The organism is Mucilaginibacter sp., assembly GCF_028288105.1.
In the GTDB taxonomy this organism is placed as follows: Bacteria; Bacteroidota; Bacteroidia; order Sphingobacteriales; family Sphingobacteriaceae; genus Mucilaginibacter.
In genome coordinates, this window is the sequence record NZ_JAQBOI010000079.1 from 1 (window position 1) to 18,172 (window position 18,172).

The 18,172-nt window shown below is 42.4% G+C and carries 17 protein-coding genes; 13 read left to right on the forward strand and 4 right to left on the reverse strand.

Features of this window, described 5'->3' with window-relative positions:
• Positions 1-520, reverse strand: a 520-nt coding sequence (locus JWQ85_RS05425) for an isocitrate lyase/phosphoenolpyruvate mutase family protein (RefSeq protein ID WP_299465125.1), incomplete at its 3' end; no start/stop codon positions are given.
• Positions 521-650: 130 nt separating this feature from the next.
• Here JWQ85_RS05425 and JWQ85_RS05430 point away from each other — a divergent pair.
• A complete protein-coding gene (locus tag JWQ85_RS05430) occupies positions 651-1,310 on the forward strand; it encodes a hypothetical protein (RefSeq protein WP_299465128.1) in 660 nt (219 codons plus the stop codon).
• Complete coding sequence (gene dctA / locus JWQ85_RS05435; RefSeq protein ID WP_299465131.1) at positions 1,310-2,548, forward strand: C4-dicarboxylate transporter DctA; 1,239 nt, start codon at positions 1,310-1,312, stop codon at positions 2,546-2,548. Before JWQ85_RS05430 ends, dctA begins: the two co-directional genes overlap by 1 nt.
• A gap of 23 nt (positions 2,549-2,571) precedes the next feature.
• Here dctA and JWQ85_RS05440 read toward each other — a convergent pair whose 3' ends face one another.
• Positions 2,572-3,342, reverse strand: coding sequence for a carboxypeptidase-like regulatory domain-containing protein (locus JWQ85_RS05440; RefSeq protein WP_299465134.1), 771 nt, complete (start codon positions 3,340-3,342; stop codon positions 2,572-2,574).
• 303 nt (positions 3,343-3,645) lie between these two features.
• On the opposite strand from JWQ85_RS05440, the gene sucD reads away from it, so the two are divergent.
• The 7 genes from sucD to JWQ85_RS05475 all read left to right on the forward strand — a co-directional run bounded on the left by sucD (position 3,646) and on the right by JWQ85_RS05475 (position 12,021).
• Positions 3,646-4,524, forward strand: a complete 879-nt coding sequence (gene sucD / locus JWQ85_RS05445) for a succinate--CoA ligase subunit alpha (RefSeq protein ID WP_299465136.1) — start codon at positions 3,646-3,648, stop codon at positions 4,522-4,524.
• Positions 4,525-4,706: 182 nt separating this feature from the next.
• The gene (locus tag JWQ85_RS05450; RefSeq protein ID WP_299465139.1) at positions 4,707-5,135 is read left to right on the forward strand and encodes a hypothetical protein; all 429 of its coding nucleotides are present in this window, start codon (positions 4,707-4,709) and stop codon (positions 5,133-5,135) included.
• Positions 5,136-5,379: 244 nt separating this feature from the next.
• A complete protein-coding gene (locus JWQ85_RS05455; protein WP_299465142.1) occupies positions 5,380-6,900 on the forward strand; it encodes a serine hydrolase in 1,521 nt (506 codons plus the stop codon).
• Between the two features lie 284 nt (positions 6,901-7,184).
• Positions 7,185-7,559 (forward strand): methionine-R-sulfoxide reductase, encoded by a 375-nt coding sequence (locus JWQ85_RS05460; RefSeq protein ID WP_299465145.1) that lies wholly within the window; start codon positions 7,185-7,187, stop codon positions 7,557-7,559.
• Between the two features lie 671 nt (positions 7,560-8,230).
• Positions 8,231-9,202, forward strand: coding sequence for a ribonucleoside-diphosphate reductase small subunit (locus JWQ85_RS05465; RefSeq protein WP_299465148.1), 972 nt, complete (start codon positions 8,231-8,233; stop codon positions 9,200-9,202).
• A gap of 111 nt (positions 9,203-9,313) precedes the next feature.
• The gene (locus tag JWQ85_RS05470; protein WP_299465151.1) at positions 9,314-11,689 is read left to right on the forward strand and encodes a ribonucleoside-diphosphate reductase subunit alpha; all 2,376 of its coding nucleotides are present in this window, start codon (positions 9,314-9,316) and stop codon (positions 11,687-11,689) included.
• 125 nt (positions 11,690-11,814) lie between these two features.
• The gene (locus JWQ85_RS05475) at positions 11,815-12,021 is read left to right on the forward strand and encodes a cysteine-rich CWC family protein (RefSeq protein ID WP_299465153.1); all 207 of its coding nucleotides are present in this window, start codon (positions 11,815-11,817) and stop codon (positions 12,019-12,021) included.
• Here JWQ85_RS05475 and JWQ85_RS05480 read toward each other — a convergent pair whose 3' ends face one another.
• Together JWQ85_RS05480 and JWQ85_RS05485 are read right to left on the reverse strand one after the other, a co-directional pair.
• Positions 12,022-12,489 (reverse strand): hypothetical protein, encoded by a 468-nt coding sequence (locus JWQ85_RS05480; RefSeq protein ID WP_299465156.1) that lies wholly within the window; start codon positions 12,487-12,489, stop codon positions 12,022-12,024.
• Positions 12,490-13,023: 534 nt separating this feature from the next.
• Positions 13,024-13,359, reverse strand: coding sequence for a hypothetical protein (locus JWQ85_RS05485; protein ID WP_299465159.1), 336 nt, complete (start codon positions 13,357-13,359; stop codon positions 13,024-13,026).
• A 164-nt stretch (positions 13,360-13,523) separates the two neighbouring features.
• Between JWQ85_RS05485 and JWQ85_RS05490 the strand changes: the two genes are divergently transcribed.
• The 4 genes from JWQ85_RS05490 to JWQ85_RS05505 form a co-directional block, all read left to right on the forward strand.
• Positions 13,524-14,261 (forward strand): hypothetical protein, encoded by a 738-nt coding sequence (locus JWQ85_RS05490; RefSeq protein ID WP_299465163.1) that lies wholly within the window; start codon positions 13,524-13,526, stop codon positions 14,259-14,261.
• 81 nt (positions 14,262-14,342) lie between these two features.
• Positions 14,343-15,086, forward strand: a complete 744-nt coding sequence (fabG, locus tag JWQ85_RS05495; protein ID WP_299465166.1) for a 3-oxoacyl-[acyl-carrier-protein] reductase — start codon at positions 14,343-14,345, stop codon at positions 15,084-15,086.
• Between the two features lie 306 nt (positions 15,087-15,392).
• Positions 15,393-16,112: a hypothetical protein gene (locus tag JWQ85_RS05500; protein WP_299465169.1), complete on the forward strand. Its 720-nt coding sequence runs from the start codon at positions 15,393-15,395 to the stop codon at positions 16,110-16,112.
• Between the two features lie 77 nt (positions 16,113-16,189).
• A partial coding sequence (locus JWQ85_RS05505; protein ID WP_299465172.1) for a hypothetical protein occupies positions 16,190-18,172 on the forward strand: 1,983 nt, incomplete at its 3' end.

Consider the following 18,172-nt stretch of genomic DNA (forward strand, 5'->3'; position numbering starts at 1 on the left):
GGATGGTATCTTTAAGGTCGATACGGCCATGTAAAAAATTCTCTGCCCTTGCAGTAAGCATAAATGGATCGGGCAAGCTGCGCGCGGCTTTTACCGCGGCTTTAATACGCGCCACCGAATGTTCAAATGAATAAATAGGGTCTTCATCATTCTCGGTAAAATCTTCAATAGAACCACCGGCCAAACCTGCCCTTGCAGCAAACAAGATAGTTTCCGCACATGCTTCAGGTTCGTCGCCGTAACCATTTTCCAGATCGGCAGCAACGGGCAGGCTGGTCGCTTCAATAATTGCGCGGGCGTTTTCCAGGGCTTCGTCCCGACTAACACTACCATCAGGGCGCCCGAGTATATAAGCAAGGCCGGCGCTTGTAGTTGCCAGGGCCTCAAACCCCAAAGCAGCAAGCATTTTTGCCGAACCGGCATCCCATGGGTTAGGGATCACAAAAAGCCCGGTTCTTTCATGTAAGGCTTTAAAAGTTTGGGCTTTAGCGGCTTGTTGGTTGTTTTGAGAAGTATTCATGTGGCAGGTATTTAATAGAAGGGGCAAGTTACGCATTTGCCTTAAATTGCTTTTTGCAGCACGGGGCAACTTGTTTATAAATAATCGTATTATTGTTTGGGCTGGAATGCCGAATAAACCTTATTGACAAATGAAAAAACTTTACGCTTTATTTATTCTATTATTCATTATTTTAAGCACATATAATGTTTCTGCTCAACGTGGGGTGCCTGCGGCCTATGTTGGTGACTATAACAGGATGATGTCGCGAAACTTTATGGATATGAATATGAATATGCAAAGAATGATGAACATGAACCTTTACAGGGGGTATGGATATATGATTAATCAAAAGTATAAATTCAAAGTACTAATGAAAGATAGCTCAGTAAAAGAGGTTAAATCGAAAATTCATATGGATACCACCTTGCACAAGAGCTATCTTACCTACGATGATAAAACGATAAAAGATAAAAAACTGCGCGAGCAACGGATTTACAGTAACCAAACTATTAGCATCAGCAGGACTGATTATAATAATAAAATTAAGGGTATGGCTAACGATAGCTGCTGGTTTTTTAAGGTATTGGAAGGCAAGATAAATGCCTTTTCGCCTTTATCAGAAACCGAGGAGATAGATAGCTTTTACTTGCGTGCATACCAGCTTGGCAACGGCCCTGTTCAAAAGCTCGATTCAGCATCGCTTGCGCCTATTATTGCCAAAAGCCCAAAAGCTTTAAAAGCCTTTAAAAAGAAAGATTACTACAAGGCTATTGATAAGTACAACTCTGACAAAAGCGTAGCAAATTAATGAAACGCATTGTCACCAACCTCACCTTCCAGGTTATCATTGCCATAATATTAGGCGTGGTAGTGGGACTGTTTTTTAAAGATTTTGCGCCAACCGCGCAGATGATCAGTAAGATATTCATCAGCCTGATAACGCTGCTGATAGCCCCTATTATTTTCTTTACCATAGTGCTGGGAATTGCCGGCATGAGCGATATAAAAAAGGTTGGCCGGGTAGGCGGCAAAGCCCTGCTTTACTTTGAGATAGTTACTACGCTGGCCCTTGTAATTGGCGTTACGGTAGCCAATGTAATAAAACCCGGCGCCAACTTTATCAATAACCATGTTAAGGTTGATACCAGTAAGCTTGCCGTATATGAAAAGGCAGCATCTGAAATGAAATGGGGCGATTTTATAACCCACATTGTCCCCACTAATGCCTTCGAGGCTTTTGCCAAAGGCGATATCCTGCAGATCCTTTTCTTTGCTATATTGTTTGGTTTCGGCCTTAGCCGGATGGGGGAAACGGGGCAATCGGTTATTAAAACATTTGATAAGCTATCTAAAGTTTTCTTCAACATGATGCACATAGTGATGAAGGTGGCACCCATCGGCGCTTTCGGCGGAATGGCTTACACCATCAGCACTTACGGACTGGCAACCCTTAAACCATTGGCTTTACTGATGGGGTCGGTATACTTGACTATGTTCCTGTTCATATTTGTTGTGCTTAACATTATCTGTTACCTGTACAAATTTAGTCTGTGGCAATATCTGAAGCATATTAAGGAAGAGATATTGATCGTGCTGGGGACTTCCTCATCAGAATCGGCCCTGCCGGGGATGATGGAAAAGCTGGAGAAATTTGGCTGTTCAAAATCGGTGGTCGGACTGGTGATACCCGCGGGGTACTCGTTTAATCTCGATGGTACAACTATTTATCTTTCTATGTCGGTGATTTTTCTGGCGCAGGTGTTTAAGATAGATCTTTCTATAGAACAGCAGCTCACCATTATCGGCATCCTCATGATCACCTCAAAAGGCGCGGCAGGCGTAACCGGTAGCGGTTTTATTGTACTTACATCTACATTGGCTGCAATTAAGATCATTCCTGTTGAAGGTGTGGCTATCCTGCTGGGTGTAGACAGGTTTATGAGCGAAGCGCGGGCCATCACTAACGTAATTGGCAATGGTGTGGCGACTATAGTGGTGGCGAAGAGTGAAAAAGAGTTTGTAACACAAGCCCCCCCAGCCCCCTGAAGGGGGAGTTTTTGATTAGCAAGCTAATCTACTAATGTTGAATCTACTTTAAAATCAGGCTTGCTGCCTGGGGCCTTTTCATTTTTCGCCTTAAATTTTCGCAGGCTATCTTTAATATAGAATACCAGGTTGTAATCGGTCATTACATCAATTTGCGCGGGGGTAGGCCGGTATTCGGTTATAAAATCATCCAGGGTATCACCTTGCAGGTGAGTTATCCGCCCAACCAGGCCACGGTTAAAGCGCTGGGCGGTATGGTCTTCGCTCTCATAACGCAGCATGGTTTGCTGTAGGTGGTATTCGGGTGTTTTCTTTTTGTTGAAGGCCCTGAATAAAGATAACAGATCAACTGTGGCCCAGGCAAAAGGTACGTTGGTGGCGGTTGGCCGCATGATTTCTGTGAAACTTGGGCCTTTAAAGGCAAATTCTTTGGCAAACTGCTTGCGGTTATTTACGCTGTCTCTTATAAAATTGCGCTTGGCTACAATGGCTACTTCATTCAGCCTGATGGACGCAGTTTCCAGTTCTATCAGTTTTAACCGGCCGCTCCAGGGGCCTATCACTTTTGTATAAGGCTTATATCCCATGGCTTTAATGCGCAGGGTATCGGTAAGTTTAGAAATGCGTAGGGTAAAAGCACCTTGCTCATTGGTCATGGTGTTAGCGGTAGAAGCTGATACCACAATGTATTCGATTGGTTTGCGGGTTTTTTTATCAATTACGAAGCCCGTAACTATTTGCGCATTGGTTTGAATGCAAAACAGCAAAAGCATTAAGGATAATAGGTATCTCATCGGTAAAAATGTAGTGACATAAATATAAGGCTATATTTTTATAATGAATAGCATTTAACACATTTTAACGGGGAGAGATTTTTTAACCACAGAGGGCACGGAGGAAAACCATAGAGTACACAGAGGGATTTATCATTAATAATAAATCGCTAAGCCTCTGTGTTCTCCGTGAAAACCTCCGTGCCCTCTGTGGTTAGTTTACCGCCAAACCCATAACCTAAATGTAAATTTTCAAAAATTAATCCTTTAGAGAGTTGAGGGGCGATTTTTTTTTTAGCTTTGCCATACAAAACAAAAAAGCCGATGAGCGTTCTCGTAAATAAAGATTCTAAAGTTATAGTACAAGGTTTTACAGGTAACGAAGGTACTTACCATGCTACCCAGATGATTGAGTATGGCACACAGTTAGTTGGTGGTGTTACACCAGGTAAAGGTGGTCAGAAACACCTGGACAAGCCAGTTTTTAATACCGTTAAAGACGCGGTTGATGCAACCGGTGCTGATGTATCTATCATATTTGTACCACCTGCATTTGCTGCCGATGCTATTATGGAGGCTGCAGAAGCCGGTATTAAAGTTATTGTATGTATCACCGAAGGTATCCCTACAAAGGATATGATACTGGTGAAAGAGTATTTAACCGACAAAGATAGCCGCCTTATAGGCCCTAACTGCCCGGGTATTATTACTGCAGGCGAAACCAAAATTGGTATTATGCCGGGCTTTATCTTCAAAAAAGGTAACGTTGGTGTGGTTTCAAAATCGGGTACGCTTACTTACGAAGCGGTTGACCAGGTTGTTAAAGCCGGTTTAGGTATCACTACCGCTATTGGTATTGGTGGCGACCCAATTATTGGTACCCCAACCAAAGAAGCTGTTGAATTATTAATGAACGACCCGGAAACACACGGTATCATCATGATTGGTGAAATTGGTGGTGGTATGGAAGCTGATGCTGCCCGCTGGGTCAAAGAATTTGGTACTAAACCTGTTGTTGGTTTCATTGCCGGCCAAACTGCGCCTCCGGGCCGCCGTATGGGCCACGCTGGTGCAATTGTTGGTGGTGCCGATGATACAGCTGCCGCAAAAATGAAGATCATGCGCGAATGTGGTATCCGTGTAGTAGAATCTCCTGCCGAAATTGGCGCTGCTATGGCAGAGGAATTAGCTAAATTGAAATAATAGAATCAAGACGTAAGAGTTAAGAATCAAGATATATGAGAGATCCCGGTCAGTTGGCCGGGATTTTTTGTGTCCGATCTGTCTTCCTGAAGGACAGTAAAGTACCTTTAACCAGCAGAACCTTGGTGCCCTTATTAAAACTTTAGCAATTAAATGATCTTCTATTCAAAAAATAAACCCGAATGAAATTAAAATTACTTTTACTTATCCTAAGCTTTTCAGTTATACTATTTAGCTGCAAAAAAGAAAAATCTCCTGAAGATAAATTAGACGACGCGAAGAACCAGGTGATTGGCACCTGGGCGGGGCAAAACAGCAGCGCAACGTATTATGATGCTTCCGGTAAAGTGGTGAAAACTGAACATTTATCAATAAACGATAACCTACAGATTCAATTTCTAAATACTACAACTCTTAAAGGATCAGATAGGCCGGATGATCCATATAATTACACAATTAGCAATGTGGATGGCAAACTTAGGTTGAATGTTTCGGGCGAAAGCTATGAATTGAAGGTTAATAACAATACAATGTCATGGATTATTGAAACCGAAATTAACATTGATACTATTGTAAAAAGCGTCACTACTATTCAATTTAAAAAAATTTAGTTTCAAAATAATGAGTGAAGATCCCGGTCAGTTGGCCGGGATTTTTTTGTTTGTACGCCTTGTCATGGTGAGCCTGTCAAACCATTAGTTAAACGTTTATTTGAAATATGGCGTTGCCTGCGGCCCGGGCTTTTCGCTCATACTGCACAGGCCTTAATCACAAGGCCGGTATCCGCTGCACTCCCTAACGCGGTAGGGTCATATTGTATAAAATTTCCTAAATTCGGTAATCCAGATCATTAATATGAAAAACTACTTCTGCCTCCTTCTGCTATTATCCGCCACCACAACCTTCGCTCAATACAAACCTGCAACTTTTACCGATCCCGACAGGCTAAAAAAGATTGAAGCGACATTCCCAATAATAGATCAGCTTTATAAGGATTATGCCGAGAAAAATCATTGGCCGGGGCTGGCTTATGGTATTGTGGTGGATGGCAAACTGGTGCATATAGGCAATATGGGATATACAGACATCGCGGCTAAAACACCTGTAACTTCTAAATCAGATTTTCGCATTGCATCCATGACCAAGAGCCTAACCGCTATGGCCATCCTCAAACTACGTGATGAAGGCAAACTAAAACTCGACGACCCGGCATACCTCTACATCCCCGAGATGAAGAATAATAAGTATCTCAGCAAAGATGCCGTGCCGGTAACCATCCGCCACCTACTTACCCATGCCGCCGGCTACCCCGAAGATAACCCCTGGGGCGATAGACAATTGGCCGTATCTGATGATGCATTGATCGCTATTTATAAGAAAGGTGTTTCGTTCTCCAACAATCCGGGACAGGGGTATGAGTATAGCAATTTGGGTTTTGCAACGCTGGGTTATATCATCAAAAAGGTATCGGGCAAAACATACGAAACTTACATCAACGATAATATCCTAAAACCTTTAGGCATGGGCCATACTTATTGGGAATACACCAAAGTGCCCAAAGAACAACTGGCTCTTGGTTATCGCTGGCTCGATGATAAATGGGTAGAGCAGCCCCTGCTGCATGATGGTGCCTATGGTGCCATGGGTGGGTTGATAACCACTATTGAAGATTTTAGCAAATACATGGCTGTGCATATGAACGCCTGGCCTGCAAGAGACGATGCCGAGGATGGCCCTGTAAAAAGGAGTTCGGTGCGCGAGATGCAATACCCATGGGATGTAAACTACTTAACGGCGAATGCTAAAACCACAACTGGCAGGCCGTGCCCTACGGTATCTGCTTATGGGTATGGTTTGCGCTGGGCTAAAGATTGTGATAACCGTGTTTATGTTGGCCACAGTGGTGGTTTACCCGGTTTTGGCAGCCAATGGAATATCCTGCCCGATTATGGGGTGGGTGTAGTGTCGTTCGCCAATTTAACCTACGCAAACGGGGGCAGGGCTAATACTATTGCTTTAGATACGCTGTTGGCCTTATCTGGTATAAAACCCCGTACATTACCTGCATCAGCCATCTTAACCCAGCGCCGCGATGAACTGGTAAAGTTGCTGCCTAACTGGAACAACCCGCAGGCCACGGGTATATTCGCCGACAACTTCTTTATGGATTACTTCCCCGATAAGCTTAAAGCAGAAGCACTTGATGTTTATGCTAAAGCCGGAAAAATTACGGGCGTTGGCGAAGTAGTAGCCGAAAATAATTTGCGCGGCTATTTTATTATGACAGGCGAAAAGGCGAATATCAGGGTATCGTTTACCTTAACGCCAGAGAACCCGCCGCTGATACAGGAGTATCATATTGGCGTTATTCAATAAGCTATGTCATGAGTAGCGACAATTATTTTATTGTCATGGTGAGCTTGTCGAACCATTAGCAGACTATGCCTTTGCGCACGTCCTTCGATAAACTCAGGATGAGCCTCGCGCTCTTTTATCTGCATCTGCACACTCATAAATCTGCACATTTACCATGTCAAACCTGTGTAAACATCCTCTTTTCAAACAAAATTTGCCACCAAATTGTCGTATATTTATATAGATGATAAGGCGAAAAGCCATCTTTAATCACTAATTCGCTAATTAAAAAATCACTAATTACAATGGCATATAATCAGTTAACCCCAGAGGAAGAATATATCATATTACATAAAGGAACAGAGCGCCCGTTTACCGGCGAGTTACTGAATAATAAGGCCGAAGGCGTGTACGTTTGCAGGCGTTGCGATGCCCCGCTTTACACATCCGAATCAAAATTTGAGTCGCACTGTGGTTGGCCAAGCTTTGATGATGAAATAGCCGGCGCCGTAAGGTGGGAAACCGATGCCGATGGCCGCCGTACCGAAATACTTTGTGCTAATTGCGGCGCCCATTTAGGTCACGTTTTTCAGGGCGAGTATATGACGCCTAAAAATACGAGGCACTGCGTAAACTCAGTTTCCATGAAATTTGTACCGGTTGACGAACTGAAAAAATAAGTCAATAATATAGCCTCTGAATTTTAAAATTACTATCCCCCGCCCCAAAATATCAGGGATGTTTTTTCTTTTTCCACATTGTTTTTTGCTGAAAAAATAGCTACTCCTTTTAAGGATTTATTATGTAAAAACTACGTTTCTGAAGTGTTTAGCTTAGGCATTTGTATTGCTTTTAAGGCTGTTAGGTAAATGTTCATATCCTTTAAATCTTTTATGAAAATTCACATAGCTTCTCACTCTAAAATAAAAAAGGTAGCGTTAAGCGGCTGTTTACAAGTACATTGAATTTTTTGTCATCACACAATAATTTTTGCAGCAAGTGCCAAAGTGTTCATAACTCATAGGTGATGTTAAAAACTTTGACTAACATTAAATAGCATCATCACCTATCTTTGAAGTAGAAGTTCTTTTAACGCTATCTATGTTATCGGTAGTTCTATCGAAACAGAAAAGAAAGACCATGTTTAACATGGACTAATGTGCAACTGAAAATAGTTTAGTAACGATTGGTGAGAGGGGTGAAAAGTGAGTAAATAAATGCGAAAAAGCAATTTTTTCGCTGTTTAAGAAAAAACTCACATGGAATCTCTGTCTATTGTCGGCTCGTTACAAAAGCAAATTTAAATAGCGTTAAAAGAGGCAAAGAATTTTTAAAATATAATCTATCTCGCATGAAAGAGGAAACCGAATTACTGCTAAAGGAAAACAAAGATCGCTTTGTTATCCTCCCAATTAAATACCCCGCTATTTGGGAAATGTACAAAAAAGCTGAAGCCAGCTTTTGGACAGCAGAAGAGATCGACCTGTCTGACGACATGAAGCATTGGGAGAATTTAAACCCGGGCGAGAAACATTTTATATCGCACATATTAGCATTTTTCGCGGCGAGCGATGGTATTGTGAACGAGAACCTGGCCATCAATTTTATGAGCGAGGTGCAATTGCCCGAGGCTCGTTGTTTCTACGGTTTTCAGATCATGATGGAGAATATCCACTCAGAAACCTATGCATTATTAATAGACACGTATATTAAAGATCCGGCCGAAAAAGACCGTTTGTTCCACGCTATTGATACCGTACCATGTGTAGGTAAAAAAGCGGAATGGGCACTACGCTGGATAAATAACGGAAGCTTTGCAGAGCGTTTAATAGCCTTTGCCGCGGTAGAAGGTATCTTCTTCAGTGGTAGTTTCTGCTCTATTTTCTGGTTGAAGAAACGTGGCTTAATGCCGGGCTTAACTTTCAGTAATGAGCTGATATCGCGTGACGAGGGTTCGCACTGCGAATTCGCTTGCTTGCTGTACAAAATGCTTGATGTTAAACTATCAACAGAAGCAGCAACCAAAATTATTACAGATGCGGTTGAGATAGAAAAAGAATTTGTAAGCGATGCCTTGCCGGTAAGCCTGATTGGTATGAATGCCAAAATGATGAGCCAGTATATTGAGTTTGTAGCCGACAGATGGCTGGACGAATTGGGGTATCCTAAAGTATATGGCGCATCAAACCCGTTTGATTTTATGGAGATGATAAGCCTGCAGGGTAAAACCAATTTCTTTGAGAAAAGAGTAGGTGATTACCAAAAAAGCGGTGTAATGAACAGTGCCGAAAGTAAGGCATTTTCACTGGATGAGGATTTTTAGGAAGCCTTACCCAACCCTCTCCAAAGGAGAGGGCTTTAATAAAAAGAATAAACTAATTAACTAATATAAAATACCCCCTGTCGGGTTGGCAGGGAATAAGGAGGTGGCAAAATGTTCGTAGTAAAAAGAGACGGAAGAAAAGAGTCGGTAAAATTCGACAAGATCACAGCACGTATAGAGAAACTGTGCTATGGGTTTAACCTGGTTGACCCAATTGATGTGGCAAAAAAAGTAATTGAAGGTTTGTTTGATGGTGTTACCACCTCCGAACTGGATAACCTTGCAGCTGAGACAGCAGCATCGTTAACTACCAAACATCCCGATTATGCTTTGCTTGCTTCACGTATTGCGGTGTCCAACCTCCACAAGAACACCACTAAGTCGTTCTCTGAAACCATGAAACGTATGTATGAGTACGTTGATAAAAAAACCGGTAAAAACGCCGCTTTATTGGCCGATGATGTTTACGAGATTATTATGGCTAATGCCGATATCTTAGACAGCAGCATTATATATGACCGCGACTTTGGTTTTGACTACTTCGGTTTTAAAACCCTTGAAAAATCATACCTGCTAAAAATAGACGGTAAAATTGCCGAACGCCCGCAGCACCTGTTCATGCGTGTATCGGTAGGTATCCACAAAGAAGATATTGATAGCGCTATCAAAACATACAACCTGATGAGCGAGCGCTGGTTTACACACGCTACACCAACCTTGTTTAACGCAGGTACACCAAAACCACAAATGTCGTCATGCTTTTTGTTAACCATGAAAGATGACAGCATCGAAGGTATCTACGATACACTTAAACAAACTGCCAAGATCTCTCAAAGCGCAGGTGGTATTGGTTTAAGCATCCACAATGTAAGGGCTACAGGCTCATACATCAGCGGTACAAACGGTACAAGCAACGGCATCATCCCAATGCTAAAAGTATTTAATGATACAGCACGTTATGTAGACCAGGGTGGTGGCAAGCGTAAAGGCGCTTTCGCTATTTACCTGGAGCCATGGCATGCAGATATATTCGAATTTTTAGACCTGCGTAAAAACCACGGTAAAGAAGAAATGCGCGCACGCGATTTGTTCTACGCCCTTTGGGTATCTGACTTGTTTATGCGCAGAGTTGAAGCTAACGAAGAGTGGACATTGTTTTGCCCGCACGAAGCACCAGGCCTGGCAGATTGCCACGGTAAAGAGTTTGAAGAATTATACGAGCGTTACGAGAAAGAAGGCCGCGGCCGTAAAACCATTAAAGCGCAAGAACTTTGGTTCGCTGTATTAGATGCCCAGGTAGAAACCGGTACACCATACTTGTTGTATAAAGATGCTGCCAACGCGAAATCTAATCAGCAAAACCTTGGTACTATAAAAAGCTCGAACCTTTGTACCGAGATCATGGAGTACACTTCTGATAAAGAAGTTGCAGTTTGTAACCTGGCTTCATTGGCTTTACCACGTTACGTAATTAACGGTGAGTTTGACCACGCTAAACTATACGAAGTAACTTACCAGGCTACATTAAACCTGAACAAGATCATCGATAACAACTATTACCCGATTGAAGAAGCACGTTACTCTAACCTGCGTCACCGCCCAATTGGTTTAGGTGTACAAGGTTTGGCCGATGCTTTCATACTGCTGCGTTTACCGTTTGAAAGTGAAGAAGCAAAACAACTGAACAAAGACATTTTTGAAACCATTTACTTTGCTGCCATGACGGCTTCTAAAGATCTGGCTATTAAAGATGGCGCTTACGAAACCTTTAAAGGTTCGCCTTTATCAAAAGGTAAGTTCCAGTTTGACCTTTGGGATGTAAAACCGGAAAGCGGCCGTTGGGATTGGGAAAACCTGCGTTTAGATGTAATGAACCATGGTGTGCGCAACTCACTGTTAGTAGCACCAATGCCAACCGCATCTACTTCACAAATATTGGGTAACAACGAGTGCTTTGAGCCATATACCTCAAATATTTACACCCGCCGTGTATTAAGTGGTGAGTTTATTATTGTAAACAAACACTTGCTGCGCGATCTTGTAAACCGTGGCGTATGGAATACAAACATGAAAGACAGGATCATTACCGCTAACGGTTCTATCCAGGATATTGCCGAGATACCACAGGATATCAAAGACATTTACAAAACTGTTTGGGAAATTAAGATGCGTAACATTATAGATATGGCTGCCGATAGGGGTGCTTATATCTGCCAGTCGCAATCATTAAACTTGTTCATCAACTCACCAAATGCATCAAAACTTACTTCAATGCACTTCTACGCATGGAAGAAAGGCTTAAAAACAGGTATGTATTATCTGCGTACACAAGCAGCATCGCAAGCGGTTAAATTTACAGTTGAGAACCAGGGCGGCGGCAAAAACATGGAGCCGGTTATTCCAGAAGTTGTTGAAACAATAACTGACGAGATACCAGCAGGCCCATCTTGCTCAATGGAAGAGGGTTGCGTTACCTGCTCTGCATAAATTAGCCTAATATCCATCATACGATAGAAAAGACCGGCAGGCTGCAAAGCTTACCGGTCTTTTACATTATAATGATGGCCAAAGTTTCTGTAAGCTAATTATCTTGCCGACCTTTGATAGATATAATGATCATATCCGCGAAACACGAAGTACTTCATTGCGAACGCTGCAGCGCCCTGTTTGAATGTAAAGCAAATTCATTCACCAAGTGCCAGTGCAGTACCGTGCAGCTGAGCATAAACGAGGTGCAGTACGTAAGTGAACTATACGATGGCTGCCTGTGCGCCAATTGCCTGTTGGATTTGCAGAAGGAATATCAGGAGGGGTTGTAATTACGATTTGAGTGGTCCACGTTCTTCAAGATTGGCTTCAATTATACCATATATCTCTAAATAGTCACCTTTGACCCACCGCAACCGCGTGATTTTAAAATCTTCGATACCATTAGACAATTTAAAGTAGAAATAAAGAGTAGCATCACCTTTGTTTTCCCCCATACGAAAATCGCTTATGTCCGCCCATTCAATAATAAAGTTGCGTGCATAATCAATAACGCCTTGTTGGTTTATTTCGAAAGCTACTTTACCTCTTATTGCAGGGATAGTGTACCGTATTGTGATAAAAATCAAAAATACTATCGGTATAGATGAAAACCCGCAAAAGAATATTATCCCGCCATTGTTGTTAGGGCTTGAATTTGATAGTGATGTGCTCAGCATATATACTATCCACAACAAAAAGCACGAGTAAAAAAAACAAGTGCCCTTGCTATATTTATATGTGATCTTATCGCTTTCCATTTTAACGCAATATAGCATATTTCAACATACGATAGCTTGATTTCGCCCTTGTTGGTGTTGTCACCATAAGTGTTCAGAAGATTAGAGTTTGGGCTAAAGCCCATTTTCTACCCTCTCTATCCGTCCCATAAATGGGACGGCAATAAATTAGAAATTATAAGAATCACTTGTGTATATCATTGCCGTTGGCTTCAGCCAACTGATTACAAACAAAAGCCCATAAGGCTTTAGCCAAAATCTGGAGGCTGAGCGTTATTTTGTTTCTTCCGAACACCAACAATGGCGGCAAAAAGATGCTGTTCCACCCGGAACAAAGTGGGACAAACGGCAAATTATTAATTACTTATAAATCAAATGGTTGTAATTTAATAATCCTATACCCACCTTCCACTTACAGACACCCTAAAAAGGCCGGAATAGAGTCGAAAAATGACGAAAAAAGTCGTTTTGTATTTGGTGATTTCTTGTTACATCCAGTGGAACGGAACAAACGGAAATGTTGCTTGATTCATATTGTTTCTACCGCCTGTTAACCTAATTGTCCCTAAAATAGACTTCGCCCTTATACGGATCAATAGTAGAATGGAAGCTATACCCCGCAACATGCAGCAGGTAGTAGGTCATGATATCGCACCAGCAGATCTCGTCGTGAAACATGGGTACTTTCGGAAAAGTACCTTCCTGCTTGCTTTCTTCCTTATTGTAGTTGTACTCCCCATCGTGCCTGGCTATCCATTTTTTAAATAAGTCCATTTCAGCGGGTTCAGAGAATACGATCTTGAAGAAAGTTTCTTCGGTAACCTCTTTCAGATCATCGTTCATATAATGGTGGTACTTATGGCGGTGGCGAATGATCTTGGCTGTTATCATATTACAGGTAGCATTAATGTGTATAAGCCTAACAAGAAATAGCACGAAGCGTTTGAGGTGGGGAATATTTAGTTAGTCCTTTATCGAAAATCCCGGTAACTTTTTTCGTCCGGGTAAAATAATTCTGTTAAATTAGGGGCACTTAAACTATTCCTTATCTAACAATGTACCCTAATTCTCCTAAAAACCCCGTTCGTTGGGTTTACTCAATCCTTTTTGTTTTATTGGTAATTATTTGGTCGCCTTCAAAGGCACAGCAACGTAACACACCAGGCATCAACGGCGATGGTGATGTACTTGGTGGTAGCAGCCATAACAGCGGTGGCTATACCGCGCAGGATGGCTGGTCGGTATCCCTGAATGGCGGCTATGAATCTCCACTTGGCGACTTGAAAGAGATCTACAAAGGGGCGCCTACATTTGGTGTAACAGTTCGTAAAAGGATGGGCAGCTTAGTATATTCGGGCACAATAGATTATCGACAATACAAACCCAAAGAAAGTACTTTTACATACACCGAGGAAGATATCTACTCCTATACTGCAACCTATGGCAATTACTCGGGCATTGGCCTGTACGGCGGTATCGCATATGAATTGCCGTTAGGTGGTTTGGTAAACATCTACGGCGGTTTAAACGGCGGGTACATGATCACCAAATATGAAATGAGTATGCAGGATGGCGAAAATGTAATTTTATCTCAATCGGCAAGTACCAGCGCTGTCTATATTGGGCCTAAAGCAGGCTTTAGCTTTGCGGTAAGTAACAATGTAAGCATTGGGTTAGAGGCAAGATACAGCCTGGGTATAGTTGGCGCAAATTACAATAGCCGCGAAGGTGGCTCGACTACGCCCGGTTTTAACTCTTATGCCGGCAACCTTTTTTTAACGTATAGCTTTTAATAGGCCCGGGTGGATTTACCCGCTTTCGACTTTCCTACTAATTACTTACCTTCGCCCACTCGAAAAACTCATACTTAAATTATGAAATTACTGGAAGGAAAAACGGCACTTATTACAGGTGCATCAAAAGGAATAGGCCGCAAAATAGCTGAGAAATTTGCTGAACACGGTGCTAATGTTGCCTTTACATATTTATCATCGGTTGAAAAAGGCCAGGCGCTTGAGCAGGAGCTGCAAAGCTTTGGTACGCAGGTGAAAGGTTACCGCAGCGATGCCTCAAAATTTGACGAAGCCGAAAAACTGATCAACGACATCGTTACCGATTTTGGCACTTTAGATATTGTGGTGAACAACGCCGGTATCACCAAAGATGGCCTGCTAATGCGCATGACCGAAGAACAATGGGACGACGTATTGAACGTGAACCTTAAATCGATATTCAACGTTACCAAGGCGGCTTCAAAAATCATGATGAAGAACCGTAAGGGGGTATTCATTAACATGAGCTCGGTAGTAGGTGTGCAGGGTAATGCAGGCCAAGCCAATTATGCGGCTTCAAAATCGGGCATCATAGGTTTTTCTAAATCGATAGCTAAAGAATTAGGTTCGCGTAACATCCGTACCAATGTGGTAGCACCGGGTTTTATCCGCACCGAAATGACCGAAGTATTAGACCCTAAAGTGGTTGAAGGCTGGTCGGCTGCTATCCCCTTAAAACGTGCTGGTGAGCCCGAAGACGTGGCCAATGCCTGCGTGTTCCTGGCGTCAGATATGGCAGCATACATCACCGGGCAGGTTATCCCTGTTGATGGCGGGATGTTGTAGGTTGCAAAGTCAAAAGGAAAAATTCAAAAGTCAAAATCATCATGTTAGTATTAATGGTGACGGTACTTTGTCAGTAGCTGAAAATTAAGTATTTGATTATAAGTTATTTATCTATGTTCGTGGGTGTTCACGGCAGTGAACGTGAACACTTAGCCACGGTTTATTAACAAATTGTGATGGGTAAAATGTTTCAGGATCTCTCGGCATGAGTAGCACACATGTTGTACACTAACTTAATAAAGAAAAAGGCAAGCTCAGCTTGCCTTTTTCTTTTATGAATAATAAAGTACATCTTTAGTAAAAAATATGAAATTACATTATACAATTATTGGTATCTGTTTATTGTTTTTAACAGGATTATCGACCGTTAAAGCACAGGATACTTTTTTGCCCGGCTATGTCATTTTAAATGACGGAACAAAAATTGGGGGAAGCATCTCTTTATATGAAAATGCCCCCTGGTTAAACCAACGATTTATTTGGCTAAAGGATTCCACAGCTGTTGCAAAACCTAAAAAGTACAAGGTTGGTGATATTAAATCTTACCAGGTAGGCGATCGCTCATTTGAAAAAGTGCACTACGTTGATATGGAAAATATCCAGTTTAAAACTTTGGGTGCAAACGATCACATGATGGAAAGGCTCTCTTCAGGGAAGATTAATTCTTTCAAATTTTATTCGTATCCTGAAGAAATAGAGGTTTATGTAGGCTTATCTTCAGCAGAGGTTGCCGAAAGAACACAACAAAAAAAGGGCGAACTATTAAGAGGCTATAAAATTCTGAGCAGTAAGGATGACGATAAACTACGTAACGCTTTTGATTATGATTTGCAGAAGTATTTTAAGGATACACCGGCTATATTGGAAAAGTATAAAAAAGGTGAGTATGGAAACGAACCAATTGTAAAAATGGGACTTGCCGCAAAAATGATTTCAATGGCCAGGAAAGCTGCATTTAAACCTAAAGAAGCTGATGCAATTGTTATGGCATTTAATGATTATAACAATGTTAATTTAGCAAAATAAATAAGTGCTTATTATAGGATCAAGGTAATTACATTTATCCCTTTCAATAAAAAAACAGCATATTTGGCTATCCAGATATGCTGTTTTTATTTTCAATTACTTGGGGATCCGTTTCGGGATGGTGGGCGCCTGTATGCCTGGTGCTGGGCTTGCTTTACGCCTGGCTCATGTACCGCAAACCGGTGCAGTTGGGTAAGAGCATGCGCTACATTCTATTCGTCTTCAGGGCAATAGTGGTGAGTTTTTTAGCGCTGCTGATCGTTTCCCCGTTGGTGCGCTCCACAAGTTATCAGCCGCAAAAGCCGGTAATATTAATAGCACAGGACAATTCGGAATCCATTAAACTATTCGGAAAAGGCCCTCTCTCCCTTGGAAAGGGCTGGGGTGAGGCTCTGAAAAATGAATTGGGCGACGATTATGAAGTTCATGCATTTCATTTTGATAAGGATTTAAAAGATAGCCTGTCGGATAAATTCAACGGCAGGCAAACGAATATCTCAAATGCCCTGCACCAACTGAATGAGCGCTTTGTGAACCGAAATATTGGCGCTCTTGTGCTGGCTACCGATGGCCTCTACAACCTGGGCACCGACCCGCAATACGAAGCGCGAAATATTAAAACCAGCATTTATACCATTGCCTTAGGCGATACCATCCCCCGCCGCGATCTGTTCATCAGCAATGTAAATTATAATAAAACCGCTTTCCTGGGCAACGATTTTGAGATAGAGATACTGGCCGAAGCTTACCAAAGTAATGGTGAGAACATGCAGTTGAACATAACGCAAGATGGCAGGCAGGTACACTCGCAAAACATCGCCATTACCTCGGCAGCGTTTAAAAAAGTTATTCCTGTTAAGCTGAATGCGGATAAAAAAGGCATCCGCAAGTTTACGATTAACCTGGCGCCGCTTAAAAACGAGCTATCGGTACAAAACAATACCGAAACCATTTACATAGATGTGCTGGATGCCCGGCAAAAAATATTGCTGCTATATGATGGTCCACACCCGGATCTCAGCGTTATTAAACAAGCTATCGAGAGCAATAAAAACTTCGAGGTAAAAACCAGTCTGGTTAGCGATATAGCTGCCGTTAAACTGAATGATTATAGCCTGGCTATACTTTATCAGCTATCGGCAAATAGTTATGGTAAGCTGCAAAATCTATTGCAAAGCAAAAGCCCCTTATGGCATATAGCGGGTACGCAAGTAGATATTAATGCTTTTAACAATGCTCAAAAAGCAGTTAAGGTAAACTCAGGCGGGCAGGAAGTTCAGGAAGCCTTTGCGCAGCCGGTTAGTACGTTTTCGGCTTTTACTTTAACAGATTCTACCCAAAACAAACTCAGCAAATTGCCGCCATTGATAGCGCCGTTTGGCAGCTACACGACATCGGGCACAGCATCGGTATTGCTAAAACAAAAAATAGGTAATGTAGAAACCAATTACCCTTTGCTGGCTTTTAATGATGACGGAGGCCGCAAGTCGGCCGTGCTTACCGGCGAGGGCCTTTGGCGCTGGCAACTGGCCGAGTACCGCGAGTTTGGTAACCACCACGCGGTGGAGGAACTGCTGAGCCAAACCGTGCAATACCTAACCGCCAATGCAAACCGCCAGCGTTTTAGGGTATATGCCTCCAAAAACGTGTTCGACGAGGGTGAGAATGTGTTGCTGAATGCCGAACTGTACAACGATGCGCTGGAACTGATTAATACCCCCGATGTTAAGATAAACCTGAAAAGCCAGGCAGGGAAGAACTATAGTTTCCTGTTTACGCGCAGCGGGCAAAGTTACCAGTTAAACGCGGGCACATTGCCGGTTGGTGAGTATACCTACTCGGCCACTACCAGTAATGGCAAGCAAGCTTTTACAGCTAACGGACAATTAACGGTTAAACAGCTTAATTTAGAAACCCGCCAAAGCACAGCTAGCCACCAATTGTTACGCACTATCGCGACACAATCGGGTGGGCAAATGCTGCTGCCATCTCAAATAAGTACGCTGGCAGACCTGATCCGCAAAAACGAAAACATTAAAACCGTTGTTTATGAAGACAAG